This window comes from Pantoea sp. S62 (genome assembly GCF_016658625.1).
GTDB lineage: Bacteria > Pseudomonadota > Gammaproteobacteria > Enterobacterales > Enterobacteriaceae > Pantoea > Pantoea vagans.
This window is the reverse complement of record NZ_JACVVI010000024.1, coordinates 1-25,332: the sequence shown is the minus strand read 5'-3', so window position 1 is coordinate 25,332 and position 25,332 is coordinate 1. Positions and strand designations below refer to the sequence as shown.

At 54.7% G+C, this 25,332-nt stretch carries 27 protein-coding genes, 1 pseudogene and 1 riboswitch; of the genes and pseudogenes, 16 read left to right on the top strand and 12 right to left on the bottom strand.

The annotated features are described in order from the left end of the window. Nucleotides 1-90 precede the first annotated feature (90 nt). The 5 genes and pseudogenes from IBT54_RS23205 to IBT54_RS23185 all read left to right on the top strand — a co-directional run bounded on the left by IBT54_RS23205 (nucleotide 91) and on the right by IBT54_RS23185 (nucleotide 4,402). Complete coding sequence (locus IBT54_RS23205) at nucleotides 91-468, top strand: S24 family peptidase (RefSeq protein WP_201253178.1); 378 nt, start codon at nucleotides 91-93, stop codon at nucleotides 466-468. A gap of 2 nt (nucleotides 469-470) precedes the next feature. Then, a pseudogene (locus IBT54_RS23200) lies at nucleotides 471-698 on the top strand (DNA polymerase V subunit UmuC); the annotation flags it as partial. 73 nt (nucleotides 699-771) lie between these two features. Then, nucleotides 772-1,758 (top strand): tyrosine-type recombinase/integrase, encoded by a 987-nt coding sequence (locus IBT54_RS23195; protein ID WP_201253177.1) that lies wholly within the window; start codon nucleotides 772-774, stop codon nucleotides 1,756-1,758. Between the two features lie 983 nt (nucleotides 1,759-2,741). Then, nucleotides 2,742-3,875, top strand: coding sequence for a tyrosine-type recombinase/integrase (locus tag IBT54_RS25295; protein WP_236263653.1), 1,134 nt, complete (start codon nucleotides 2,742-2,744; stop codon nucleotides 3,873-3,875). 125 nt (nucleotides 3,876-4,000) lie between these two features. Beyond that, nucleotides 4,001-4,402, top strand: coding sequence for a VOC family protein (locus IBT54_RS23185; RefSeq protein WP_201253175.1), 402 nt, complete (start codon nucleotides 4,001-4,003; stop codon nucleotides 4,400-4,402). Between the two features lie 166 nt (nucleotides 4,403-4,568). On the opposite strand, the gene crcB is transcribed toward IBT54_RS23185, so the two are convergent. The 8 genes from crcB to IBT54_RS23145 form a co-directional block, all read right to left on the bottom strand. After that, complete coding sequence (gene crcB, locus IBT54_RS23180) at nucleotides 4,569-4,943, bottom strand: fluoride efflux transporter CrcB (protein ID WP_010260804.1); 375 nt, start codon at nucleotides 4,941-4,943, stop codon at nucleotides 4,569-4,571. An 11-nt stretch (nucleotides 4,944-4,954) separates the two neighbouring features. Then, complete coding sequence (locus tag IBT54_RS23175; protein WP_201253199.1) at nucleotides 4,955-5,656, bottom strand: 2,3-bisphosphoglycerate-dependent phosphoglycerate mutase; 702 nt, start codon at nucleotides 5,654-5,656, stop codon at nucleotides 4,955-4,957. Nucleotides 5,657-5,699: 43 nt separating this feature from the next. Beyond that, complete coding sequence (gene eno / locus IBT54_RS23170) at nucleotides 5,700-6,989, bottom strand: phosphopyruvate hydratase (RefSeq protein ID WP_201253174.1); 1,290 nt, start codon at nucleotides 6,987-6,989, stop codon at nucleotides 5,700-5,702. A 15-nt stretch (nucleotides 6,990-7,004) separates the two neighbouring features. Further along, complete coding sequence (locus tag IBT54_RS23165; RefSeq protein WP_201253173.1) at nucleotides 7,005-7,430, bottom strand: universal stress protein; 426 nt, start codon at nucleotides 7,428-7,430, stop codon at nucleotides 7,005-7,007. Next, nucleotides 7,427-8,335: a DHHA2 domain-containing protein gene (locus tag IBT54_RS23160; protein WP_201253172.1), complete on the bottom strand. Its 909-nt coding sequence runs from the start codon at nucleotides 8,333-8,335 to the stop codon at nucleotides 7,427-7,429. The genes IBT54_RS23165 and IBT54_RS23160 overlap by 4 nt, the downstream gene beginning before the upstream one ends. 78 nt (nucleotides 8,336-8,413) lie before the next feature. Then, nucleotides 8,414-8,483: riboswitch (Fluoride riboswitch) on the bottom strand. A 49-nt stretch (nucleotides 8,484-8,532) separates the two neighbouring features. Then, nucleotides 8,533-9,132 (bottom strand): uracil-DNA glycosylase family protein, encoded by a 600-nt coding sequence (locus IBT54_RS23155; protein WP_201253171.1) that lies wholly within the window; start codon nucleotides 9,130-9,132, stop codon nucleotides 8,533-8,535. Then, entirely contained in the window at nucleotides 9,129-10,289 is a 1,161-nt protein-coding gene (locus IBT54_RS23150) for a TDT family transporter (protein ID WP_201253170.1), read from the bottom strand. The genes IBT54_RS23155 and IBT54_RS23150 overlap by 4 nt, the downstream gene beginning before the upstream one ends. A 152-nt stretch (nucleotides 10,290-10,441) precedes the next feature. Next, nucleotides 10,442-11,440, bottom strand: a complete 999-nt coding sequence (locus IBT54_RS23145; RefSeq protein WP_201253198.1) for a YncE family protein — start codon at nucleotides 11,438-11,440, stop codon at nucleotides 10,442-10,444. A gap of 226 nt (nucleotides 11,441-11,666) precedes the next feature. Between IBT54_RS23145 and umuC (IBT54_RS23140) the strand changes: the two genes are divergently transcribed. Then, nucleotides 11,667-12,716 carry a translesion error-prone DNA polymerase V subunit UmuC gene (gene umuC, locus IBT54_RS23140; RefSeq protein ID WP_370585219.1) on the top strand — a complete coding sequence of 350 codons (1,050 nt, stop codon included), beginning with the start codon at nucleotides 11,667-11,669 and terminating at the stop codon, nucleotides 12,714-12,716. An 809-nt stretch (nucleotides 12,717-13,525) separates the two neighbouring features. On the opposite strand, the gene IBT54_RS23135 is transcribed toward umuC (IBT54_RS23140), so the two are convergent. Beyond that, on the bottom strand, nucleotides 13,526-13,915 hold the full coding sequence (locus IBT54_RS23135) for a hypothetical protein (RefSeq protein ID WP_201253169.1): 390 nt from the start codon (nucleotides 13,913-13,915) through the stop codon (nucleotides 13,526-13,528). Nucleotides 13,916-14,304: 389 nt separating this feature from the next. Between IBT54_RS23135 and IBT54_RS23130 the strand changes: the two genes are divergently transcribed. The 6 genes from IBT54_RS23130 to IBT54_RS23105 all read left to right on the top strand — a co-directional run bounded on the left by IBT54_RS23130 (nucleotide 14,305) and on the right by IBT54_RS23105 (nucleotide 18,817). Then, the gene (locus tag IBT54_RS23130) at nucleotides 14,305-14,775 is read left to right on the top strand and encodes a hypothetical protein (protein ID WP_201253168.1); all 471 of its coding nucleotides are present in this window, start codon (nucleotides 14,305-14,307) and stop codon (nucleotides 14,773-14,775) included. 77 nt (nucleotides 14,776-14,852) lie between these two features. Beyond that, complete coding sequence (locus tag IBT54_RS23125) at nucleotides 14,853-15,392, top strand: hypothetical protein (RefSeq protein WP_201253167.1); 540 nt, start codon at nucleotides 14,853-14,855, stop codon at nucleotides 15,390-15,392. Between the two features lie 161 nt (nucleotides 15,393-15,553). Next, nucleotides 15,554-16,480, top strand: coding sequence for a hypothetical protein (locus IBT54_RS23120; RefSeq protein WP_201253166.1), 927 nt, complete (start codon nucleotides 15,554-15,556; stop codon nucleotides 16,478-16,480). A gap of 194 nt (nucleotides 16,481-16,674) precedes the next feature. Next, complete coding sequence (locus tag IBT54_RS23115; protein ID WP_201253165.1) at nucleotides 16,675-17,460, top strand: hypothetical protein; 786 nt, start codon at nucleotides 16,675-16,677, stop codon at nucleotides 17,458-17,460. Between the two features lie 209 nt (nucleotides 17,461-17,669). Beyond that, the gene (locus IBT54_RS23110; RefSeq protein ID WP_201253164.1) at nucleotides 17,670-18,257 is read left to right on the top strand and encodes a ComF family protein; all 588 of its coding nucleotides are present in this window, start codon (nucleotides 17,670-17,672) and stop codon (nucleotides 18,255-18,257) included. 2 nt (nucleotides 18,258-18,259) lie between these two features. Then, nucleotides 18,260-18,817 carry a hypothetical protein gene (locus tag IBT54_RS23105; protein WP_201253163.1) on the top strand — a complete coding sequence of 186 codons (558 nt, stop codon included), beginning with the start codon at nucleotides 18,260-18,262 and terminating at the stop codon, nucleotides 18,815-18,817. A 143-nt stretch (nucleotides 18,818-18,960) separates the two neighbouring features. On the opposite strand, the gene IBT54_RS23100 is transcribed toward IBT54_RS23105, so the two are convergent. Next, nucleotides 18,961-19,398 (bottom strand): GNAT family N-acetyltransferase, encoded by a 438-nt coding sequence (locus IBT54_RS23100; RefSeq protein ID WP_201253162.1) that lies wholly within the window; start codon nucleotides 19,396-19,398, stop codon nucleotides 18,961-18,963. A 944-nt stretch (nucleotides 19,399-20,342) separates the two neighbouring features. On the opposite strand from IBT54_RS23100, the gene IBT54_RS23095 reads away from it, so the two are divergent. Then, nucleotides 20,343-21,071, top strand: coding sequence for a tyrosine-type recombinase/integrase (locus IBT54_RS23095; protein WP_236263645.1), 729 nt, complete (start codon nucleotides 20,343-20,345; stop codon nucleotides 21,069-21,071). A gap of 111 nt (nucleotides 21,072-21,182) precedes the next feature. Here IBT54_RS23095 and IBT54_RS23090 read toward each other — a convergent pair whose 3' ends face one another. Beyond that, nucleotides 21,183-22,475, bottom strand: a complete 1,293-nt coding sequence (locus IBT54_RS23090; RefSeq protein WP_201253161.1) for a DUF1173 family protein — start codon at nucleotides 22,473-22,475, stop codon at nucleotides 21,183-21,185. A gap of 129 nt (nucleotides 22,476-22,604) precedes the next feature. On the opposite strand from IBT54_RS23090, the gene IBT54_RS23085 reads away from it, so the two are divergent. The 3 genes from IBT54_RS23085 to IBT54_RS23075 are packed head-to-tail and all read left to right on the top strand — an operon-like array spanning nucleotide 22,605 to nucleotide 23,783. Continuing rightward, on the top strand, nucleotides 22,605-23,228 hold the full coding sequence (locus IBT54_RS23085; RefSeq protein WP_187501747.1) for a ParA family protein: 624 nt from the start codon (nucleotides 22,605-22,607) through the stop codon (nucleotides 23,226-23,228). Nucleotides 23,229-23,264: 36 nt separating this feature from the next. Continuing rightward, nucleotides 23,265-23,495, top strand: coding sequence for a hypothetical protein (locus IBT54_RS23080; RefSeq protein WP_095708341.1), 231 nt, complete (start codon nucleotides 23,265-23,267; stop codon nucleotides 23,493-23,495). A gap of 42 nt (nucleotides 23,496-23,537) precedes the next feature. Further along, nucleotides 23,538-23,783 (top strand): hypothetical protein, encoded by a 246-nt coding sequence (locus IBT54_RS23075; RefSeq protein ID WP_201253160.1) that lies wholly within the window; start codon nucleotides 23,538-23,540, stop codon nucleotides 23,781-23,783. Nucleotides 23,784-24,092: 309 nt separating this feature from the next. Here IBT54_RS23075 and umuC (IBT54_RS23070) read toward each other — a convergent pair. Then, nucleotides 24,093-25,332, bottom strand: a 1,240-nt coding sequence (gene umuC / locus IBT54_RS23070) for a translesion error-prone DNA polymerase V subunit UmuC (RefSeq protein WP_201253159.1), incomplete at its 5' end; no start/stop codon positions are given.

Genomic DNA, 25,332 nt, shown 5'->3' with positions numbered 1-25,332 from the left:
ATACTGACATTATGAGTAGTGAATTCACCCTGCTTACGGTAACACAGGTTTATTTCCAAAAGCTGAAACTGGTCAGAAAGGAATATTTGAATGGCTTTCCAGAGTCCGGCCCAGAACTACACAGAAGCACGCCTGAGTCTGGGCGACCTCGTTCATCTTTCACCTTATTCAACCTATCTGATGCGCAGCGACAGCAGCTTTCCCGATGCCGGCATCGTGAAAGGGTCTGTGCTGGCCATTGATCGTGCACTGGTACCGGCGCATGGCCAGCTCATCGTGGCCGAGTTCGACGGGGAGCTGACGCTGCGGCGCCTGCTGCTCGATCCGGTTCCCGCCCTGCAGGCGCCGGATGCGGATGAAACCATTACCCTGCTGGACGTGAGTCAGGGACTTCCCGTGTGGGGTGTGGTGGCCTATGCCCTCACCGACGTAGCCGGGCTGGGATTCAGCGGACCCGCCGGAGAGTGACCATGTTTGCGCTGGCCGATGCCAATAATTTCTATGCCTCCTGTGAAACCGTTTTCAGGCCGGATTTGCGCGGCAAACCCATTGTTGTCGTGTCGAACAATGATGGCTGTGTAATCGCACGATCGGCGGAGGCTAAACGCTTAGGGATTAAAATGGCGGCTCCGCTGTTTCAGAACGAGCGTTTTTTCAGTCAAAACGGCGTTCAGGTGTTCAGCTCTAATTACGAGCTTTAGTAAGTTAAGTGGAATGCAACATTGAGTGAGTAAACTTTGAACAGCGATATTGCGGTCAGAGGAGAACACGATGCTGATCCCACCGAATGAACAAAGCCTATTGCTGGCAGAGCGCTGGCTGAAACTGTTATCCGATCTCGGGCGGGCTCAGGGCACACTCACCGCCTACCGTAGCGCCCTTCATCATTACTTTTCGTTCTGCAGCGAGAATGGAATTGAACCTGAAAAGGCCCGGTTTGAAGACCTCGCCACCTACATCCGCCCTCAGCTGCCTGGCATGCCTTACCCTGCGGCCAGTGCCACGCTCCAGCTGCGCCTGTCTGCTATCCGTCTCTGGTATGACTTTCTGGTTTATCAGGATATATGCAGTCTCAATCCGCTACCCCGCGCGGGTTTACCGGGTGCCATTTATACCGGGCGGGGGCTTGTCCCGCGTATCACCCGCTTACCTGTAATACCTGACAATGAACAATGGCTGAGATTTCTTAAACATGTTTCAGCTGCTTCCCTGCGGGACCGGCTGATGCTCGCACTGGCCTATTTTGGTGCACTCCGCCGTGCAGAGGTGACAGCCCTGACGCTTGAGGATATCGACCCTGCTCATCGCCTGATCCGTATCCGCCCGGAAACAACGAAAAGCCGGCGTGAAAGGGTTGTGTGCTATGGTCCGGACATTACGCCGGTACTGGCAAACCTTTTCCGGCAGCTGAAGCAGGCTGGCCGGACACAGGGGGCGTTGTTCCGTTCATTTTCTGATCGTAATTACGGCACTCCTCTTTCTGTGTGGAGCTGGAGTAAAACCGTGCGCAGATGGGCTCTGGATACGGGGCTTCCACAGATTACAACCCACACCTTTCGCCATCTTCGCCTGACCCATCTGGCTCGGGCCGGCTGGAAGCTGCATGAGCTGGCGACTTATGCTGGACACAGAGATCCGCGCACCACACAGATTTATATCCATCTGTCAGGGTCCGATCTGTCTGGCCGGATAACCGCAGCCGTAGCTGAAACCGACAGGAAAGTCGCTGGCCTTATTTTTCAGGCGGGGGCTTACTGATGAGTGGAAAAAAACACACAGTCACTTATATACCTTTCAAACGCACAGATTATCAGCTGAGCGATGCGCTGAGTCCTGAGGAAAAAGACGCGATACGTACAGGCTACCGGCGGTCTGCTGCGCTCGATCGGCCAGATTCCCTGCCATATTTGCTGCTGCCTCTGCAGGACATTGCCTCACGAAGCAGTATCAGTGTCAGACTTGCCAGAATTACCCTCCTTGCCGTTCTTGCAGAAACGCACCGGTCGGGTCAGCCCTGCTGGCAGTGGACGCAGGAAAGATGGTTAACGCTCTGTGAGCAACACTGTTCCGGCAGGCCCCTGCTTGCTGCTTTTGCCTTTCATCTCGGTCCGTTTTCTTCTCCGCTCAGCCTGCCAGTGCATGGCGCACCGTCGTTGTACGCCAGTGCTATATATGGCCGGAGTATTGTCAGTCATGAAATTAACCGGCTGACAGACGTTCTGATCTCAATGGGATATGCCGGGCAGAATCAGAAGCACAATATGTCCGGTATGCTGGGTGTACTGATGCTGATGAACAACGACCCGCGTCTTGAAACTTTTACGACAGACCTCCTGTGGCGGGGGCAGAACTGCCACGACCGGGGAATCGCAAGAGCTACGGGGAAAATATCCTGTGCGCTTGCTGCTATGGGAATTATAGAGAGCCCCCTGAGAATGCGTAACTATCAGGAATGGCATGAAAAGCCAACACAAGGTATCGCACCTGACTGGGCGCGGTGGTGCCGGATGTGGCGGGAAACGTCGGTACTCCGCCCCCGCTCCAGAGAAACTCAGTACAGTTTTATTCTCCGCTGTGGCCTGTGGCTTGCCCGGGAAAAGCCGGAAATATGCGAGCCCTCTGACTGGACAATGGAAACCTGCGCCAGCTTTATTGCAATGGTCGGCAGACTGAAAGTAGACGAGCTGTCACTGGATACAAAGAAAGGGGGCAGACAATCAAAACGCTCAGGAGAACCCCTGATGCCGCATTCCCGCAGCCGGTTTGTTTATGCCATTCGCCGTTTTATGCTTGATTATGAAAGCTGGGGATGGGGGCGATTAAAATTCAGTCCGGCCCGCCATCTGTCCACGCCTGATACACCGCTGTTTCGTCAGGGCGTGAGCCCCCGCGTTATTGATGATCCGGTCTGGCTCAGACTGGTCTGGGCGAGTCTGAACCTGCGTCAGGAAGATTTGCTGAGCGAAATTCATTATCCCCTGTCTATGCTTCAGGCTATGGCGGTTATCTGGACGCATGCCGGGCTGCGACAGAACGAGCTGTTGCGCCTGACAATGAACTGCGTTACCCCACAGGTGGATGACATTCTGCAGGAAAACAGCAGCCCTGTCCCGGCCGGTACTCTGTGCTATCTCAGCGTGCCAGCCGGCAAAACGTCTAAAGCTTTTGTTAAGCCAGTCTCGTCTGTTGTGAAAAAATATGTCGATATCTGGCTCAGTGAGCGTCCTCAGGAGCAGGCAGCATTTACGGATGAACGCACCGGTGAAAAAGTTCGTTATCTGTTTCAGAACCGGGGTAAACCGGTGGGAAGAAACATAATAAATCTCACTGTCATTCCGCTTCTCTGCGCCAGAGCGGGTATGTCTGTGGAAGATTCACGCGGTCCCATTACCAGCCACCGCGGCCGTGCTTCTGCCGTTACAGCACTGGCCAGTGTTGCCGGGGGGATGTCTTTACATGAGCTGATGCAGTGGTCCGGCCATTCATCCCCACAGTCAACCCTGCATTATATTCGTATACGTCCGACTCAGCTGGCCGCTTCGTTCGTCAAAGCCGACAGGGTCTCTCATATGATAAGCGTGCTGATTGACCACGATCCGGAAGCCGCCAGTCTGACCGGACCCGCGACGTACTATGATCTGGGTGACTCATACTGCACGAACCCTTTCTGGAGCAGCTGTCAGCACCGGATGGCCTGCATCGGCTGCGATTTTAACCTGCTTAAAGACAGCGCGCGCGGGCTGATAATGGAGAGTAAAGCATCCATCCGGCGTTACCTCGAAGAGGTTCCGCTCACTCCCGATGAGAGATCCATACTGGAGCAGGATGCTGAAAAGGTTGAGCAGGCTCTCACAAGACCGGGTCCGCAATCCTGACGGATCAGATGCCTGCAATGTCCGGCCTGAGGGTGTCAGCGCAGAGTCAGTACAGACGACCGAACGTCGTATCTGATATAAATCTGATTATAGCGGGCGTGATGCCGTAACTGATGGAGCAGCAGATGAGAAAACAGAAGCGATGTATGGGGTATGTGGCTGTTGTGGTCGATGACTACGATCGTGCAATTGAGTATTACACCGATAAGCTGGGCTTTACCCTGATTGAGGACACGCCGCAGCCGGGTAAGCGCTGGGTCGTGGTGACGCCGGACCCTGACAGCGACTGTGCTATTCTTCTTGCCCGCGCGTCGAACGATCGGCAGGAAGGCTTTATCGGCAATCAGTGCGGCGGACGGGTTTTTCTGTTCCTGCAGACCGGTGACTTCTGGCATGACTACAATGCTATGAAGGCAAAAGGCGTCCACTTCTGTCAGGAGCCGCGGGAGGAAGAATACGGAATGGTTGTCGTGTTTGAGGACATCTACGGCAATCGCTGGGACCTTTACCAGAACAGGCAGACCTGAAACTCTGTCAAGACAGTGCCCCGGATTTACGGGAAGCATTACAGGCGTAAACCCTGTCGGGTCAGGCCTGCAGAGAGCGCTTATGAACAATATACTGAACTGTCAGACCTCAGTGCAGCGACCGCTACACTGAGGTCTCCCCCGGGTTAAAGGCCGTGGGTCCGGGTTAACCACACAGCGTCATGATATAAAATCCGGCCGCCGTCATGGCCAGCGAACCCAGTACATGTATCAGCACCGAGGCGGCGGCCCAGGCATAGCTGCCGGACTGCAGCAGGGCAAAAACCTCAGCCGAGAACGTGGAGAATGTCGTCATTCCGCCGCACAGCCCGGTGGTAATAAGCAGCCGCCAGGCCGGATCGAGGCCGGGATGGCGCAGAAAATACGCCAGCGCCGCCCCGATGATAAATCCACCCAGCAGGTTGACCAGCAGCGTCCCCGGCGGCAGGTCCGGGAAAAGCGCGTTCAGGCGCGCGCCCAGCTGCCAGCGGATTACACACCCCAAAGCACCGCCGGTGATGACGGCAAAAAGCTGATTCACGTTCACTCCTTTTAATTTTTCACATTCAGAACATCACGGGACACGACCTGTGCGGCCGCATCCATTTCATATACGGCCGGCACGCCGGTCGGGATGTGCAGCTGTGCCACGCTGTCGCAGGGCATGCCGTCCAGAAAGGCGGTCAGGGCGCGCAGCGTGTTGCCGTGCGCCACAATCAGAACGGTACTTCCGCCGCGCAGCTGTGGCACCACAACGTGGCGCCAGTATGGCATGACGCGACGCAGGGTCATTTCCAGGCTTTCCGTTGCAGGCAGGTCGGCCAGCGCAACGCGGCGGTAGCGCAGATCCCGACGCAGCTGCGCCGGCGCCTCCGCGTCCGCGGGCGGAATGCCGCTGAAGCTTTTGCGCCAGAGCCGGACGGTCTCTTCCCCCATTATCCGGGCAGCGTCGTCCTTGTTCAGCCCCTGCAGCGCCCCGTAGTGGCGCTCGTTCAGTCGCCAGCTTTTTTCCACGGGCGCCCAGCTGCGGTCAAGACGGTCCAGCACCCGCCAGACCGTGTGAACGCAGCGCGTCATCACCGAGGTGAAGACCCGGTCGGGCATCAGGCCCGCTGCCCGCAGCGCGTCACCGGCCCGGTCGGCCTCCTGCCGCCCCCTGACCGTCAGCGGCACGTCTGTCCATCCGGTAAAACGGTTTTCCCGGTTCCACTGGCTTTCGCCGTGGCGCAGGAGGATCAGCGTTGCAGCGGCCACAGGCATTCCTTCTTTGCCGGACGGGGACCGTCCGGCGGATGTGCTACGTGCGGCGCACAAACGCATGAAGCCCCGCGTAGTGCGCATCGTCACCCAGCGCCTGCTCAATGCGCATCAGCTGGTTGTACTTCTCCACGCGTTCGCCGCGGCACGGCGCGCCGGTTTTCAGGTGTCCCGCGCGCAGGGCCACCGTCAAATCTGCCAGGAACGTGTCCGTGGTTTCCCCGCTGCGGTGGGACATGAACGCGCCCCAGCCGTGCCGCTGGCAGAGCGCCACGGCGTCCAGCGTTTCGCTGAGCGAGCCTATCTGATTGAGCTTAATCAGCGCGGCGCTGGCAAGGTTTTCGTCAATGCCGCGCTGGATGTACTTCACGTTGGTGACAAACAGGTCGTCGCCAACCAGCTCGGCCCTGCCCGCAAGCTGCCGGTGCAGATGCTTCCAGCCCGCCCAGTCGTCCTCGGCCAGGCCGTCTTCCAGCAGGATGACGGGAAACTGGTCCATCAGCTCGCCGTAGTATGCCGTCATTTCCGCCGCGCTCAGCGCGCTGCCCTCGGTGCGCAGATGATACTGGCCGTCTGCGAAAAACTCACTTGAGGCAGGGTCCATGCAGATGCTGATGTCTTCTCCGGGCCGGTATCCGGCTTTCTCAATGGCCTGTACGATAAACGCCAGCGGGTCACGGTTCGACGATACGGCGGGGGCAAAACCACCTTCGTCACCCACTGCCGCCGAGAGGTTTTTGTCCAGCAGGATCTGGCGCAGCGCCTGATAGACCTCGCTGCCCTGACGCACCGCCTCGCGCAGCGTGGGCGCGCCGTGTGGCGCTATCATGAACTCCTGAAAGTCCGCGCCCTGACCACGGGCGTGCACGCCGCCGTTGATAATGTTCATGCACGGCACGGGCAGCAGGTTCGCCTGCAGGCCCCCCAGGTAGCGCCAGAGCGGCTCGTGCGAGGCCTGAGCCGCCAGCCGGGCCACCGCCAGCGACACGCCCAGAATGGCATTGGCACCCAGCCGACTCTTGTTCTCCGTGCCGTCCAGCGCCAGCATAATGTTGTCCAGCTGACGCTGCTCGCGCACGTCGCTGCCGCGCACGGCCTGGCAGATTTCCGTATTAACCGCCCTGACGGCATCCAGCACGCCTTTGCCACCAAAGCGCCGGGCGTCGCCGTCGCGGCGCTCAGCGGCCTCGCGCGAGCCGGTACTGGCCCCGGAAGGCACCGAGGCGCGCGCCATCATCCCGTCCGCGGTCCGGGCTTCGACTTCAACGGTGGGGTTGCCGCGCGAGTCAAGAATCTCACGGGCGGTCACGTTATCCAGTGTAAAACGCATGGTGTTTCTCCCGGTTCAGTCAGTCAGGTGAGTGATAAGCACATCCACCGTAAGGTGGTTGATATAGTCCGCCGAGCGGGAGGTGAGCATGCCCATAAAGCGGTTGCGGTGCCCGGCAAGCACGAGGTCCACGCCCAGTTCCGCGATACACTTCTCCACGTCCTCAAAGCGGTGCATGGTCACCAGCTCCCGCGTATCGACCGCCTCTGGCACGGAGGCCGCCAGCGCGCTCAGAAACGCCTTGGCCTTCACCACCTCCTCCGACACGGCGTCGTCCATCAGGCTGTCGGACACGTAGTTCATCTCCCGGTAGTCGTCGCTGATGTGCGCCAGGGTGATTTTCATGCCGAGCGGCTGCGCCAGCGCGACCGCGCGTTTCAGCAGGAGAGTGCCGTCGTCTTTATCGTTCACAAGAATCAGTGCATGGGTGTAGCAGGTCATAATGAACCTCCGTTCTGGTTAAGGCGGGACTCAAGCCACGGCAGAAGCTGCTTTTTGCGGCTGAGCATGCCCGGTACGGAGCAGGAGGCGGCGTTAACGCTCTCCCGCCCGGCGAAGTAAAGCGTTGAAAATCCGGCACGAATGTCGGTCAGCATCAGTACCGCCAGGCCGGCCCCCGACTGGTCCGCCAGATACGCCAGGGCTGCGAGCAGGTCGTCCATCACGGGGGCAACCTGTGTCGGTGAGCTGACCTCAATCTGGGCAATGCGCACGTCGGTGCCGGCAATCACGAAGGCCTTGAGGTCCCTGTCCAGCAGCTGCTGTGCGCTGAGGCCGCTGACGTCTGTTTTTGCGGTGAGGAGGTCACGGGCGAAGGCCCTGCGGTTTACGCCGGACAGCACGCCCAGTTCAGTGGCCGAACGGATATCGTCTTCGGTGGTGGTCGGCGAGCGAAGATTCACGGTGTCGCTCAGGAGGGCGCCCAGCAGAAGCACGGCGAGCGTCGGGGGCAGCGTGCGGCGCGCTTCTGCGTCCATCAGCAGCCACTGCAGCGTGGCGCTGCTGCCAGCCGGGCGAATGTGCACCTCCGGCGGCATTTGCGTTATCAGCCCGCCAAGCCGGTGGTGGTCAGTAATGCCCACGATGTTGCTCCGGAGCAGGTCGTCAGGCCCCTGCGCCGGCTCGGTGAAATCGACCAGCCAGACCCGTTCACCCTGCAGCGGGAAAGCGAGCAGCGGCGGCAGCGTAAGGCCGGCGGCGTCAAAGATAAAGCGGGTTTCGCGGTTAGCTTCGCCGAGACGCCATGCGCGGGCGTCCATCCCGCGCCCGGTCAGCCAGTGCGCGGTGACGACGGCCGTGCAGATGGCGTCACTGTCAGGATTGATGTGGCCAAAAACGTGTATCAAGGGTCTCTCCCCGTTGAGGGAAGTACGCAGGCCGGGAGGAAAGTAAGGACGGCCTGACGCACCTCCTGAAAATCAAGAGTCACATCAGGCGTCATCAGCTCCGGAGCGGAGCGGTTGGGAAAGGTGGAACGCCATCACCCTGTTGTCTGAGTATAGAGCCGGACGGAAAACCTGTCAGTATTATTCTGCTGGCGATCTCAGCCTGCCAGAGCAGCCCGTGCCTCGCGGAGCACCCGGCGGATGTTTTCCGGCACCGCCGGGCTCGTGCAGAGCGACAGCGGGCTGGGGTGCGGCATCGTCAGCAACGTGATGGCGGGGCACAGATGACTGACCGTCCCGCGGGCCTGAGCGGCTACGGCACCGGCCAGCACCACCACGCGCAGCGCGGGCAGATGCGCCAGCACGTCCTGAAGCCAGGCGCAGCCGGTGCGGATGTCCGCCGCTGAGGGCCGTTTCTGCGGCCCGCCACTGACCCAGGGCACCGTATTCCACAGCACGCTGTCCCGGCGCGCAATACCGGCTTCCGCCAGAAACCGCCCCAGATTCTGCTGGGCCGGCCCCGGGTTATCCCGCGAGACGAACCGGGGTGACGGGCTGCTGCGCGCCGGCGACTGCAGCAGGACGAGCAGTCCGGCCCCGCTCCCGCCGTCGGCCGGATCAAACCACGGCAGTTCCACGCCGGCCTGACGCCGCCCGCTGACCCAGCTATTCAGCGCGGCCACGTGCGGCGCGGTGACCGCCGCGAGGCGTTCCTCGCGTAAAAACGGGTCCAGCAGCGACGTGCAGGTTTCACTCACGGCTTCCGGTCCAGGCCAGCCAGGCAGGGGGAAACAAAGAGCTTCCCGCTCCATGCCCCGCGCACCGTCTTCACCGCGACCAGCAGCCACATGGCGGCCAGCATGACGACAAGAAGCGCACCGAAGCCTTTAAAGAACGCCAGGTCAATCAGGGTGGACAGCTTCAGCGTGGCCACGGTGTACACACCCAGCGGGAAGGTAAAGCCCCACCATCCCAGGTTGAACGGGATGCCTTCACGGAAGTATCGTACGGTTATCAGCGTGGCCAGCAGCATCCACCACAGGCCGCAGCCCCAGAACAGAATGCCGGCCACAAACCCCACGCCCTGGGCGATATGACCCATTTCCGGCATGCCCGCCGCAGCAAATACTCCTGGCGCATCGCCGCCGATGACCAGCATACCCAGCGACCCGGTGCCAATCGGCCCCAGAGCCAGCCAGCTTGAGGCCGCCATGCTTTCGTGCGGCAGCTTGTGCAGCGCCATACGCAACAGCAGGATGGCGAGGATGCTCAGGGCCACCGGCACGGAGTACGCCCACAGCACGTAGCTGGTAATAATGATACCGAGCTGCGCGTGGGTGTCGGCAATGTGCGGCGCCAGCAGGCCGCCGCTGACCGCCGCGACCTCGGCGGCCACGACCGGCAGTAACCAGACGGCGGTCATCTGGTCAATGCTGTGCTGCTGCCGGGTAAACATCATGTACGGAATACACACGCCGCACAGCAGCGACATCGCCACGTCCAGCCACCACAGGGTGTGTGCCACCGGAATGACGTCTGCGCCCCAGCGGGGAAGACCGAACGCCAGCAGGCCATTGATGATGGTCGCCATGCCCATCGGGATGGTGCCGAAGAACATGGACACGGTTGAATGGCCGAAGATGCGCTTTGCCTCACCGAAGTACATGACCCAGCGGGCCAGATACATCACGGCAAAAACGCTGAACAGCAGGATGTTAAACATCCAGAGCCCCTCGGCAACGAGGCGCAATCCCGGAACCTGCCAGGGGAACTGCGCCAGAGACAGCGACAGGATACCGGTTCCCATGGTGGCGGCGAACCAGTTTGGCGTGAACTGACGTATGGCCTCTTTCGGGCTGCTCAGCGCGCTCAGCGGGCGTGCTCCGTTATGCAGGGTAAATATTTTATCGTTCATGCCGGGATCTCCTGTGTAAACAGAAACAGTATAGGCATGCAGACATAAATCTTTAAAACAGGTTATTCAGCTAAAATAAATCTGTAAAAGTGGTTTATCCTCCCTCACCCTGCGAAAGACTGTTACTGCACCGGAGTGAGGGAGGGACTGAATCATGCCTTCGGCGGGCTTTTAATCGTGGCCGTGACGCGGTTCTGTTTCAGGTCAACCACCGCGATGCTGAGGTCTTTATTGAGCACCCACGCGCGGGCACCGTCTTTGCTGAAAACGATGGCCTGACGGGGCGCATCCAGTCCGGTAACGGTGGCGACCACCTTACCGGCGGCGGTATCAATAACGGAGAGGCTGTTGTCACCCAGGTTGCCGCTGTAAACATAGCGGTTATCCGGCGTCAGGGCGGCACCGTAAGGGTCCTGCCCCACGGGAATGGTTGCCGTAATGGCGCGCTTCTGCGTGTCAACCACGGCGATGGTGTTGCTCCCGCTGTTAGCCGCGTAAAGCGTGCGGCCGTCGGCGCTGACAGAAATGGCGCGCAGCTTGCTGAAGCCGGTTATCTCGCCGCGAATCTCACCCGTTACGGCGTCAACGAGGGTGATTTTATCGCCCTTAAAGTTGGTGACGTAGACGGTTTTGCCGTCCGGGCTGATTTTGATGCCCTGACGGGGCTGAGCAAAACCCGTCACAACCGAAACGGGCCGGTTGTGGGTCAGGTCATACACCGAGAGTGTGCTGGCGGCTTCGTTATTCACATACAGGCGCTGACCGTCACGGCTGATGGCCGTGCCGAATGCCCCGGCCCCCAGCGGCAGCGTGGTCTCCACGTCAAGCGTCCCGGTGCTGATTTTTCTGACCACGCCGAGGCTGCTGTCTGAAAGATATACAGCCTTCCCGTCGGGGGAGAAAAGCGCATTGCGGGGCGTGACGTAGCCCTTCAGCACCTTTCTGACTTTGCCGTTAACCAGGTCGTAAACCACCACGTCAGGGCGCTCACTGTAGGAGGCCACCGCCGTTTTTTCATCGGGACTGACAGCAAGAGAATTGTTGTGGATATCGCCGTCAAACGTCCAGCGCGCCTCTGTGGCACCGGCGAGGGTGCTGATGAGAAGAAACGCCACCGCGGTCAGTCCCGGAATTCCGTATTTTTTTATCATCATTTTTCCTGCATAGGGGGTGGTAAGGGATAAGACTCATTGCCCGCTTAAGGGCTTCAGAAGAAGCGTGGCAGATAACCCCCTGTCAGGGAAATCGATTTTCCGGCTATGTCTTACCAGTTCACTTCTTTATGCTCTGAGCGGAGGTAAACTGCAGCAATTTAAGGCTGAATAAGTACGGACTGGATTTCAACCCAGGAGGTATAGTTGCTCATTTTTTGTTTAAATTGCATTCCACATAAATGGCGACCTGTCTGCACGCATGATGGCCATCCTGGGCGAAATGGCCGCCGGGCAGGAAGTTTACTCGATCGACGAGAGCTTTCTCGACGTCACCGGGATTGGCAGCCTTATCCCGCTTGAGACGTTCGGACAGCAGATGCGCGAGCGCATAAGACGGGAGATCGGACTGGTTATTGGTGTGGGATTCGGGCCGACCAAAACGCTGGCCAAATTGGCCAACCACGCCGCCAAGAAATGGACTCAGACCCGGGGCGTCGTTGATCTGTCAGACCGGAGCCGGCAGCGAAAACTTCTGCACCTGACCGACGTCAGTGACGTCTGGGGCATTGGCCGACGCATCAGCCTGCGCCTGAACCAGCTGGGCATCACGACCGCCCTGCAGCTGGCAGACAGTAACATCAGCATGATCAGAAAAAATTTTGACGTTATCACTGAGCGCACCGTGCGTGAGCTCAACGGCGAGTCCTGCCTGGCGCTCGAGGATGCGCCGCCGCCGAAACAGCAGATCGTAAACTCACGCTCTTTTGGCCAGCGCATTACGCGGCTGGAGGAGATGCAGCAGGCAGTGGTGCTGTATGCCACGCGTGCGGCGGAAAAACTCAGGGAGCAGAAATCGCGCTGCCGCCATATCAGCGTGTCCATCGCCACCGGCCGGCACGGCGATGAGCTGCAGTATTCAAACACTGCCTCCCGCATTTGTGACTATCCGACCAGTGATACGCGGGACATTATAGAGTTGGCACTTCGCGGCCTGCGCACGATCTGGCGGGATGGATACAGATACGCCAAGGCCGGCGTCATGCTGGGAGATTTTTATCAGTCCGATGTGACGCAGTTTGACATGTTCAGCGAACAACAGCCGCGTGCACACGCTGATGCGCTGATGGCTGCGCTGGACACCATTAACCGCTCAGGCAAGGGAAAAGTGTGGTTTGCGGGTCAGGGAGAACGTGACAGTACCTGGCAGATGAAGCGGGAAATGCTGTCACCACGCTATACAACGAGGTTAAAAGATATACCGCTAATAAAATGATATTGCAGCGCAGAGAACTGTCAGGCAGGTTTCACTGTGCTTCTGCCGCCGTTCGGTAAAACGCCCATAACACCGAATCGCCGCGCAGAAACGAAAAAAGGCGGGGTGGAAAACCCCCGCCTTTATTCAAGTTCCTTCAGCCATTAGCGGCGTCCGGTCAGTTGCTGAATCGCAACGATAAGCTTTACTCCGGTTAGCATTATCTGCATCACCAGGAGGACAGTTCCTAAAGTTATCACTTCGGCATCTCCCTATTCAGGAGAGCGCCACACGCCGCTTATGCCCTTGGACTTCCCTCACGGCGCGTATCAATTACTAGTCGATACATGCAGCACCCTATAAGTGGGGGCAGACCGGACGGCTCCACCCGTTTCCGATCGGGAGAATTCGTTACTTTCACCCGTTAGTGCTGCACTCAAACCGACAAGCTCAGACATTATAAGCCAACAATGGGGTTGACGTATATTGACGGGGCCGTCAATAGTGCTAAAATTGCATCACTAGTCGATACATGCAGCACCCTGTTCCTGAGCACGACTTCCAACCGTACCCGGAACTGAAAATAAACCTGGTCTTCCAAACCGGGTTTTTTTTCGTCCTCATTAAGCACCTATATCAGCATTGCTCAACTTGAGTCCATAATACACGAAATAGCACGAATAGCTAAAGAGATTTCAGAAAACTGTGATCCTATTTTTTTGTATATCTGCTTTTTTCTACTGTTCGGTAAAACGCCTATCTTACCGAAACAAAAATGCCGCTTCAGTGAGCGGCATCTTGCAGGCCTGCAAGCCCGACTTACGTCTGTTTCAGTCGTCAAAAAAGCGGTGAATCAGGTAGCTGGCGACGAGGATCAGCACCACGGCCAGAAACTGATAGCCGCCTGATCCGTACCACGGTCTTTCGTCGAAAAGCCCCATTTCCCTTGCGCTTCCTACCACGCTGCCGAACTGCTCTTTATCTGCCATGTAATCAAGAAACGGGAACGTCCCGGCGACAAACCATGCCGCCAGTACGCCGTTAACCAGCCACGGAGGAAAGAAATCAATAAAGTCTGACAGGCCGCCGCCGTGAAATGAATCACGCCGCGCATCGCTGAAAAAGATGTACCAGACCGCTGCGCAGAGCGTCCCCCATATAAAGATTGCAATAATCCACGCTTTAAAATAATTCACTCCGTCATTTAACACATCAAACATGTAACTGCCTCCTTCAGGCCCTATTGTTCAGCAGGGCTTATTTAATCATCTTTTCTATGACAATTCTTGTCCCGGACCTTTTCTCCATTACGCTTAGCCGGCACTGGCAAGCCCCGGATAAGGCCGAACCTGAAAATCCCGGTTAGCATTGAGAAATTAAATATTAATTTTCATTATTAGTTGAAAGATTTCTGAGCGCTGCCGATACTGATTACAGTGGACGTGGGGGAGCAGGTTAAGCGAACATCAGGGCAGAACGCGCGTTTTCTCAGCGGTACTTCAACTTTGATGAACAGGCCGCCGCCAGGCGGTTTTTTTCGACCTAATCCGGGCATTCAGACATTACAGATATGACGAATACCGGAATCCATTCATTAAAAGGAACCATAATGACTGACCGAGTGATATTGCAGCGTGAATATTCGGAGCTAAGCGGGCTGCACACAAGCATCGTAAAATATGCGACTGAGCGGGCCGAATTTCATCAGTGTGATGTTTATCTGTGCGTGAACAACAAATCTCACGGCGATCAGATACTGAAACGCATATTTGAAGAACGTGCGCTGAACAGACTTAAGTCAAATGAGATTATCGATATAAACGGGCGGAAAGTGAGTCTTCACTCGTCCCGGACACTGAAAAGGAACTATCTGACCGAAGGCGTGTATTTATTATTCTTCCCCAGCCCTGACCTGCTGAAAGCCGTTGAATATCAGGCCAGCCTTAATCCCGTTTATGAAATCATCGTGTTTACAGAATCTGACGGGCATACGGAGGCTAGTGATCAGTGGATGTTAGAACATGATGTTCGCCCGCTTCAAACCGGAAAAACGGCTCCGGACCCGGATGAAGGCAGTTGATTAGACTGATAAAAATCCTGCGCCAGACTCCAGCCCTGCTGATGAACTGAAATCCAGCCATAAGGAAATACCATACAATGACATTCAACTTAAAAGACCTCACCACGCCAGAAAGCATTGACCAGCATGTCGCCTCATTCTGCAGATCGTTAAGCACGGAATACCCGGTATATTTAGATGTTAAACCAGAGTTATGGTGTAAGCAGTCCAACTGTGAGATGAACGTAGATAAATACATTGAGCAGAACGGCGGTGAAAAAGTTATCGGCTATAAAATATGGTACATAAAAAGAAAGTATATTGAAGCTGAGCGTCATGTTGTATACAGGAAGCATGGCGATTACAGAGATCTTACTTTTAATACTGATGGTGAAACTCTAATATTGTTTGTCCCCGATAGTAATAAAATCGCATATGATGAAAGACCCTTAAAAACCCGAATGGGCCTGACGCAGAAAACAAGACTTCTGGTAAAACAGTTCGATTTTCAGGAAACCGGCATCCGGCAGATGAGCCAGGAGGATTCGTGGAACACGATGCCTTCCTACGAGGACTGGCTTAAGGGGACCAGGATGTCAAATCTGATCCCGGTGGCTGCTAAACCGGATATTCGGTAAAACCCTCAGTTTACCGATTCAGCCCTAGTTAGACTAAACGAAGCTGGTATAATAAACAGGCTAAATCTGATAGATGAATGGAAAAATCTCAGGTCTAAAGCAGGCTCTTAAGGGTTGTTTTTTTGGAAATATAGTTAAAATTTTAAAAAGGATAATATTTTATGACTTCAACCAATCAGCCTTCAAACACAAATGTCGGCGTATTAGACCTTGGCGTTAAACAAGAAGGCATCTTTAACAATATTGAAATGGGTGTTTTAGAAAATGGCATTCCATACCTTACTCAGAATGGACTCGCTAGAATATGTGGCGTAAGTCCTACAAACATTGCTGATATAGCCAATGAATATGCCCAATCTTTTCAAAGTGGCATATTTTCACGTGGGCGAATGGAGTTTATTAGTTCTTATTTACAGCAAGCCCAATATACAGAGCAAGTCCTTTTTATCTCAGTCATGCGAGGGGGAACAATCCATTACGCCTTCCCCGATATCGTATGCATGGCTCTACTCGAATTTTATGCTTTTGAATCTCAGGCTGCTTCGAATGTAACGGCACAACAATACTTTCGAGAATTAGCCAGGGTAGGACTTCGCGACTATATTTACGGCGCACTTCGATACCAGCCGGAAGATCCTTGGGGGCCTTACCATCAACGAGTTTCGATTATTCAAAGCACTGGCACTGTGCCTGATGGTCATTTCATTATATTTAATGAAATTGCAGGTTTGATGGTAGATCTGATATCCGCTGGTCTTGTTGTGAATATGTATACCGTACCCGATATTAGTGTAGGCTCTTGTTGGGGACGCCATTGGACTAGCTCTGTTCTTTCAAGCCGCTTTGGCGAACGCGTACAGTGCGCACATCATTACCCAGATGATTTTAACCAGGCTGCGTCTAACCCACAGATGATCAATGCATATCCAAATGAAGCATTACCCGAATTCCGCCGCTGGTTCCGACATGAGTATCTTCCAACTAAGTTTCCTAAATATATACTTTCAAAAGCAGGATTACTGCCTGGAGGAAAAACCGAGGCATTACGTATTGCTGACAATTTCCGACCCAATCAGATCGGACATTAATTTGTTGTGAAGATGCCGCACTGACCGCCGCCAGGCGGTTTTCTTACGCCCTTCTGCCGCCGTTAGGTAAAATGCCAATTCTGCAGAACCGCACTCTCCCGTTTGGCTTCTTCAGCTATGAGCGAATAGATGGCATTGCAGTAGATCTTAGAACAGTTTAATGTAGTAGTAAAATATCGAGGTAAAATGTGGTAATGCCTGTGCAGCTTGATAAAAACCAATTTAAAATAATTGATGCATTTTCGGACCCATTGGAAATATGGGATGAAAGAGAACCGACAAATGAAGAAGCCGATGACTTGTTATTAAAAGGGGAATGGAAACCATTTATTAAAATAAAAATAGAAATTGATTCAGTGTTGAATTCTGCACACGATGCTGCAAAACTAATTGCTGCTAATAAAGATGAGCCTAGAATCGATCATCATGTTATTAACTATCTTAATAAAAACACTGAATACAAAAAATGGCGAAGCGTTATGCCTCACCCAACACCTGAGCCACTAATTTCTTATCAAGAAGATTATCCTCCAGAAGACTTTGAAACTGTTAACTCATTAATTTCAAAGCATGGGATGTTGATTCCAGAAGGTCAGGTATTATTTCACGGAGGTACATGGCCTTTAGAAAAATCAGGTGGAATGATGGGGTCATTTTTGACAAATCGCGTATTTTCAACATCATTTTGCCCGAGGATTGCTTTAAATAATGGCGATTGGATGGGGAAAGCATTTGATGCTGGCCGAATTGATATTATGGTAATTACTATAAAAAATACGAATAAGAAAGCCTTTGTTTTTTCATTAGACGAGGGGGCTAATAGTCATGAGATGGAAGTGCTTTTTGAACAAGGTGTCCAGCTAAATCTTATTAGTAGTTCAACGGTCAACCTGAATTTTAAAGCCTGCAAATCGACTAGTGCATTAAGTGTTAAATGTAAATTCATTATCGCTAATGTTCTTCAAGTTGAAATGATTTAGCGCTTAAATTTTAGCTAGTTAGGTTGCAAAAACTTCATGTCTGTTTTTCTGCTTTGTGGCACACAGTGGACTGATGCTTATCCGTTCGCTCACATTCGGTAAAACGCCTATAAGACTGAACTGCTCAGGTAATTCACTAAAGATTTCTTTAAGAATTATCCTAACACGCGTATTCTCATTCACATCTTGTAACGAGTGAGGGAAGCGCAGTGAAAGTAAACATCAAGCCAATTGCGGGTAACTGGGATCTGGGTTATGCGATGGATAAGCACTTGATTAAAAGTACTTATTTAGGTGATGACGAGTACGGTAATCCCAGGTTTCAAAACGATCGCACGGAGGTGGGGGAAGCCGTATACCAGTTGAAATATCAAAATGACATGAGCCAGGTCGATGCTCTGGCTCAGTGCTTATTAGTTAATGCCGTACCTCTTTTTCAAAATATACAATTAATCATCCCGATGGCAGCTACAAATGTGCGGGCAGTTCAGCCAGTGACAGCAATCACTAATGCTTTGGCATTGAAGATTGGAAATAATATGCTTAGTTTCAACAGGTTATTAATCAAAGCGCCGGGTGGTACGTCATTAAAAAACCTGAAGACCAGAGAGGAAAAAATTGCTGCTGTTGCTGGCGCTTTTACCTATCAGGACCAAATAGGCAAAAACGGCCCTTTCAATGCCCTCATCGTTGACGATCTCTTCCATACAGGAGCTTCCATGGAAGCTGCGGTTACAGCGTTACGCGGTTATAATAAGATCAATAAAATCTATGTGGCGGCGCTGACCTGGAGATAACCATGACGACGACAGTTTTCGTTGCAGGCTCGATAACCATAAAAAAACTCGATCCGCTTATCGTTGAGCGGTTAAAGAAGATTGTCGGTAAGAACTTTGATGTTGTTGTCGGTGACGCGTCTGGCGTTGATTCTTCCGTACAACTGGAACTTAAACAATTGGGTTACAGTGCAGCAACTGTGTTTACCAGTGATCTTAAACCCCGGCACAATTTCGGTGCGTGGCCCGTGGAGCTTGTTAAGTCAGACCATCGCCCCGGTAGCCGTGAGTTTTACACAGCCAAAGATATTAAGATGGCAGAAGCAGCAGACTGTGGCCTTATGGTCTGGGATACAAAAAGTCCAGGCACTTTAAGCAACGTCATTGAGCTGCTTTCAAAAAAGAAAAACTCAGCTGTTTTCATCAATAAGACAAGAGAGTTTGTTCTTATCAAAGAACCTAAAGACATTGATAAGCTGATCAGCTTCATGTCGCCATCCTCCCTTGAAAAAGTTGAAGAGAAGATAAAACTGTCTGAAAGGCTGGCTCTGCTGAATAATGAGCAGATGGCTCTAATCTGACGTGAAACTCTTCTTTGCTGTAGTCAAAGCCGCCGCCAGGCGGTTTTTTTACATCCTGTTCCGGGCATTCGGTAAAACGCCAATTCTCCCGAATCGCCCCCACTCGCTGGGGCTTTCTCCACTTTGTGTGAAAAGCAGAACGCTCATAAGGATTTTTTCATAAAGATTCGGCTCGTTCCTTGCGGTTTGCAGTCAATACGTCCGAACTCTTCCCAGCCGTGTTTTTTATAGAAATCAGGAGCCTGAAAGCTAATTGTGTACAAGAATGCAGAAGTACAGCCTCTTTTTCTTCCTTCCTCCTCAAAGCGTAAAAGAATTTCTGTACCAACGCCCATTCTCCGCAACTCAGGTGGAAGATAGAAAAGATCTATAAAAAGTAGACCTAACGAAGAGCGCCCCTGCATTCCCCCTAGCACTTCACCGTTTGTATTTGATTTTATCAACACAGCTAATGGCTGGCGGTCGCTCATCCCCGTCATTAAATCATTGAAATCATTGAGGCCTTCTTCAAGGGGAAGTAACTGTGCAGCATCAGAATGTACGCAGACCTCTAAATTAACACCTTCGACAATGCCACCCATCTAAAATATCCTTTTCAATTAAAGCACTGTTTAAACATACATAACTCAAATGCAATCTCAAGAGGTTTATCGTATAAGGCTTACGTTTGAGCTGTATTACCAACTCCCGCCTCTGGCACAAAGTTCCCAGATGCCTTCCCTTTCGCCCTGACTCGGTAAAACCCTGATAACACAGAATCGCCCCGCTGTGCCATTCGGTAAAACTCCGGGAACGGAGGGTTTCCCCTAATGCGATTTACCGCCAGCGGAGTTTTTCTTAATGCTCATGTTCAGGGTTCAGTTTCGAAGTTCAGCCACTACAAAATGTCATTTCCCGCATCAGGCCTGTGTCGGTTTCCTGCTTATACCAGGCAATCAGACTGACGTACCAGCCCGCATACAGTCAATTAATCTGAAGCATTGCTGTCCTGGCCTGCTACGGATGCCGCGGACGTTACATTTGACGAAGCCGCCGGTTTGAACGAATATTTCCCCGGAGACAGGCTCTCTGACTGTGTGAGCGATTCCGGCCATGGCCGGGACGCGAAAATTTCGAAAAAGGCTTCCTCACGGAGGCCTTTTTTGATCCTGCCGTTCTCAGAACCTTTCCTCCTTCCTTCTGTTAGTTTCATGCCGTCCGTCCGGGCCTCGCCTGCCCGATTTTTTACGGTTGGGCATTTCCGTTAGACTCCCCATTCTGCAGCGTCAGCCCGGCCATTCCGTTTTTGTCTTTTTATATCAGCCTATTAGATTGTTTTCTGCGTCACTTTACCGCGTGAGGCGCGCGGAGCGGACTTTTGCTGCCTGGGTTTTTTAAGGCTATTGCGTTTTTTCCCCAGTTTCAGCAATCATGTCCCTGGAGCAATCTGCGATTTATTGATCTGGTTCGTCCGTAACGGTCACGGCACACTATTCAGCGTGCGGTACCGCCGTCCGGGCGGACCCATCCGGACCCTGAGAGATGAATGAACCTGATACCCGTATCCGACACTGACCGACGGCACGCGCCCCTGATGCTGCCGGGCGGCTGGGCCCGCGCCGTGCGGCTGCGCGAAATGGCCGTGGCCGCCGGCCTCGACGTGCCCCGCTACCTGCTGGCACCTGAAGTCGGCCAGCTGCTCAGCTTCCTGCCTGACCTGAAGCAGCGGACGCTTATTGATACGCTGTGGAATACGGGCGCGCGGCTCAACGAGGCGCTGGCGCTCTGCCCGGGCGACTTTTTTTTCGACTCCGAGGTGCCCTTTGTGCGGCTGCGCACCCTGAAGCAGCGCACGCCGCGCAGCCGCGGCCGCCCGACCCGTGAAGCACAGGCAGTAACGCCCTTCCGGGCGATCCCGCTGACGGATACGGCCTACGTCTCCCGCATGCGCGAACTGTTTGCCACCTTCCGCATGATGACGCGCCGGGCGACCCCCGTCTGGGACGTGGCCAGCCAGGAAACGCCGCGAAACTGGATCCGCGCTGCCATAGCACGCGCCGGCGCGCAGGGTATCCGCTTTTCGGTAAATCCGGTGACGCCGCACACCTTCCGTCACAGCTTCGCGGTTCATCTGCTGATGAACGGCATTCATATAAAGCAGGTGCAGGCACTTCTGGGGCATCAGCGGCTGGAGAATACCGAAATCTACACGCGTATTTTTGCGCTGGATCTGCCGGCCGACCTGACGTTTTCCTTTCCGCCGTCCGCAGGCTGATTTCATGAAATCATGCTGTCATTAAATAATGATTTAATGCTTACGGGTCAGGGATGTTCAGTAAACATTAAAATAATGAAAGCATGCAAGCATGCTTTCATTATAAGCCCCTCAGTCCATTCCGGTATGGTGCTGCCGGCCAAGCAGCGCGTCCGCGGCGGGAAGCGGAGGAACGGTGTCAGGAAAGCGGAATGCATCCCATGACCACCAACCCGCCGGCGTGTAGGCCGCATTGTACCAGGCCGTTTTTTCCTGACGGTGCAGCCGGTATGCGTCGCTGTCCATTCCCCAGACTTCGAGCGCAAAAAGGTTGTCTTCGGTTGCGGCCAGATCGGTCAGGCAGAAGTCCGGCAGCCAGTCAGCGAGGCCCGCATCGTAGCGCAGCGGCTTCATGAACTTACGTCCGGATGCGTGCAGTATCCCTTCAAGCTTCATTTCATGACCCGAATCCACCGGAATAAAGCGGGGGCTGACCGTCATCAGTGCCGCCTGCCTGACCAGTTTTCCGCGTGGCGCTTCCGGATCGACGTAAGCAATCACAATGGTTCTGGCCCCGCCTTTCCAGGCGTCGAGCTCGCGGGAAAAGCTGTGGCCCAGCGCGCGCCAGAGCGAGGGCGCAATGGTCAGAAAAGGCATCCCGTGAAAGTCCCTGACAGGAAGGCGGTCCGGGCATGTGTCAAACTCAGGCTTCCACGTCTGCAGCTCGGCCACGGCAATCAGCCGCGTTTTGTTTTCACGTGCAAGACGGACGGCATCTGCGTTGCGCTTCGCGTCCCTGTCCCCCTTAAAGCCGGCCGGTGTCAGCATCAGATCGGCGAGCCGTAAGCCTGCTGCCCGGATGTTTTCTGCTGATTTACGCAGATGCCATCCCATCAGGGGGCCATTGCGGCTGCCTTCCCATGCCGGGTGCCATTCCGTATAGCGGGATGTTTCCCACAGCAGGTGCAGCAGGCCCAGCAGCGTCATCGTATTGCGTTTTACCGTCTTTCCCGCGGAGCGAGGCGCCGGTGTCTCAGCCGGTTCTGCTTCGCCGTCACCGAGTTTTTTCAGCGGAACGTCAAGTGAGATCATAAGCGTGCCGGCCGGGGTCTCCCGCAGGGCTTCCTGATGGTAAGCCTGCTGCCCTCCTTCCCCCGCCAGCCTGCTGTAAAAGCGGCAGTCTTCTTTGTGGTGTGCACCGGTATAACGGTACTTTGCCAGATGGCAGTTTTCTCCGCGCCGGACAATGCTGAGAGGCAGTTCACTCCCGAACCGGCAGCGGCACCCGCCGCTGCCCTTTACGTCACGGGCATCGCTGAGCCATTCCTGAAACTGTGCTCGCTTTTGCTGTTCCGGCGAAAAGATACGGCTCTCAGCGTCATCACTTCTTCCTTTATAGATGCTTACCCAGTATGTCTGTTTCATATCGGCAGGACCCTCCCTGTAAACGGTAAATCATTCTATCATGATTTAATGTTATCATGCTTTCATTCGTGCTTAAACCGTGTCATAGTTGGCTCAGTTTAAAAAATGAAATAATGAAAGGATGAAATCATGACCATAATTTCCTGTATCGGGCAGAAAGGCGGCGGGTCGAAAAGTACGACGGCCAGAACGCTGGCGGCGGGATTTACCGAGGCCGGATGGAAGACGCATCTCGCGGATATTGATGAGAAACAGCAGACGTCAATAAAGTGGTGCCGCAGGCGTGAGGAAGCCGGGCTGCCTGCGATCGAGTGCGGACTTTACCGCCGCGTGGACACCGCCGTAAAGGTCCGGGATCAGTATCACCTGATCATCATTGACGGCCGTCCTGCCGCCGAGACGACCTCAATGGACGTTGCCTCAGAGTCAGACCTGGTCATCGTTTCGACCGGACCGACGATAGACGATCTCGAACCGTCGCTTGAGCTCGGGCGCGAGCTGACGATGAAGGGCATTCCGCGGGAGAAGATTGTGTTTCTTGTCGCGAAAACGCCGTCTGCGGCAGAGGGGAAAAAAGCACAGGCCACTATCGGTGCGTGGGGCTTCAGGGTCCTTAACGCAACAATCCGTTTCCAGCCCGCATACGGGCAGGCTCTTGACGGCGGCAGGGCGCTGTTTGAAACCCCCTTCAAAACGCTCAATGACGAAGCCAGAGCGATGGTTGAGGAAATTCATGATATCATTAATGCATGATATCATTTTTTAATGAATTAATGCTCAGGAGCTCACGTGAAGCAGCCTAAAAATACAATAAAACTCTCACCGCCGCCGGCAAGTGAACCTACGCTGGACGTCACGGGAAAAGGGGCGAGACCCGATTCGGACATCAAGCCCATACAGATCAAAGTGTCCGTTGCCCGTCACAAAGAGATGAAAGCCTATGCGGCTGAGCAGGGTATCTCAATGACAGACATGCTCCTTGAAGGGTACCGGATGCTGCGTGAAACGCGCGGTGGTTAACTATTAGAATGAAATCATTCTATCATGATTTCATGAGGTAAAATGATGCGGGTTACTGAATTCGTTGCAGGTTTTTCAGGCTTAAAGACGCTCAGCGATGCAGACCGGAAAAGCGCTGCCGAATGGGGGTTTCTGCTGAGCACGCTCTTTATCGTGCCGCTTTTTTTCCTGCCTGATGCCAGTGAGCTGGTCAAAATCGGCATGCAGCTGCTCTGGGGCGCCTGCGTTTCGCGCGCAGCCTTCCTGGCCAACGGCGGCTGGAAGAAGAAAAAACACGGCAGTGAATAACATTTAACCCAGAGGAAGCTATGAAAGAAATGCAGGAACTGCTGACGCAGATGCGCAGCCCGGGGATTGTATTCAAAACTGTTACGCAGTCAGCCAGCATGTTTAAGGGACCCGTCCGCAGGCGCCGTCCGGCCTTTGATGACTGGCTTCATCAGCTTTCGCGTAAGGACAGGGTTCCGCGCGGACGATACTTCCGCGGAAAGCGCCCGGGTAAACCCCTGCTCATCATGGATGAGTTCTGGCCGCACTTTTCATGACAGGGCAGGGCAGCAGACCTATGTTATGTCTGCTGTGCCCTGCCGCTACAGGTTACATCACGCGCGCCACCGGGATATCACTCCAGCGCGTGGTCCACGCCGGTGACAGCATGTCCCGCCTCATTTTCCATTCCGTATTCACGCCCTGACCGGCAAACCACACGCGGCCCAGCCCGGACTGATTGATGCCGTCCAGCACCTTCATCAGCTGCGCGCTGTTGGCCCGCGGCTGCGCATCGTCAAAGAGATTCAGCTGACTGACGCCGTGCGGGATAAAGTCATCGAGCATCACGCCGGCCTTCATGTACCTGCGGCCGTCCAGCCAGATACGATCGAGCGATCGCATGGCCGCCCCGATGATATCGCGGGTGTCCCGGGTCGGCAGGCTGAGCTTCTCGCCGGCGCTGTTGCCGTAAAACACCTCGTTTTCTGCATGCGGCGACGTCCGGATAAACACGCTGATGCGCCGGCAGAACTGCCGCTCTCCCCGGAGCTTTTCTGCGGTGCGGGTCGCGTACTGGCACAGGGCCTGCTGCATGGCCACTTTTGAGGTGATGCGCTCGCCAAAGGACCGCGAACAGCAAATCTGCTGTTTGGCCGGCGGGAGTTCCTCCAGCGGAATACAGGACTCCCCGTTGAGCTCACGCACGGTCCGCTCCAGCACCACGCTGAAGTTTTTGCGGATGAGCGCGGGATGCGCGCGCGACAGCTGCAGGGCGTTTTCAATGCCCATCAGGTTCAGTCTTCTGGCAATGCGCCTGCCCACGCCCCAGACTTCCTCCACCGGCTGATTCTGGAGCAGGGTGGCCGTGCGCTTCGGGTTACCGGGCGTCAGGGCCAGCACCCCGCGGAACTGCTTCCACTCCTTGCCGGCCCACTGGGCACTCTTTGCCAGCGTCTTGGTCGGCCCCATGCCGACGCCGACGGTCAGGCCGGTTATGGCCAGCACGTGCGCCCGCAGGCGCCGGCCGAAGTGCTCAAAATCCTCACACCCGTCAATGCCGGTCAGATCCAAAAACATCTCGTCAATCGAATACTGCTCGACCCGGGGCGTAATCTCCTCCAGAGCCGTCATGATCCGCTGGCTGAGACTATGATAAAGCCCGTAATTCGAGCTAAACACATGAATCTTCTCAGGATATTCTTCATTTTTTATCTGAAACCACGGTACCCCCATTTTGATGCCCAGCGCTTTGGCGCCCGCCGATCGGGCGATGACACAGCCGTCATTATTGCTGAGCACCACCACCGGTTTACCGCGCAGGTCAGGGCGGAACAGGGACTCGCAGCTC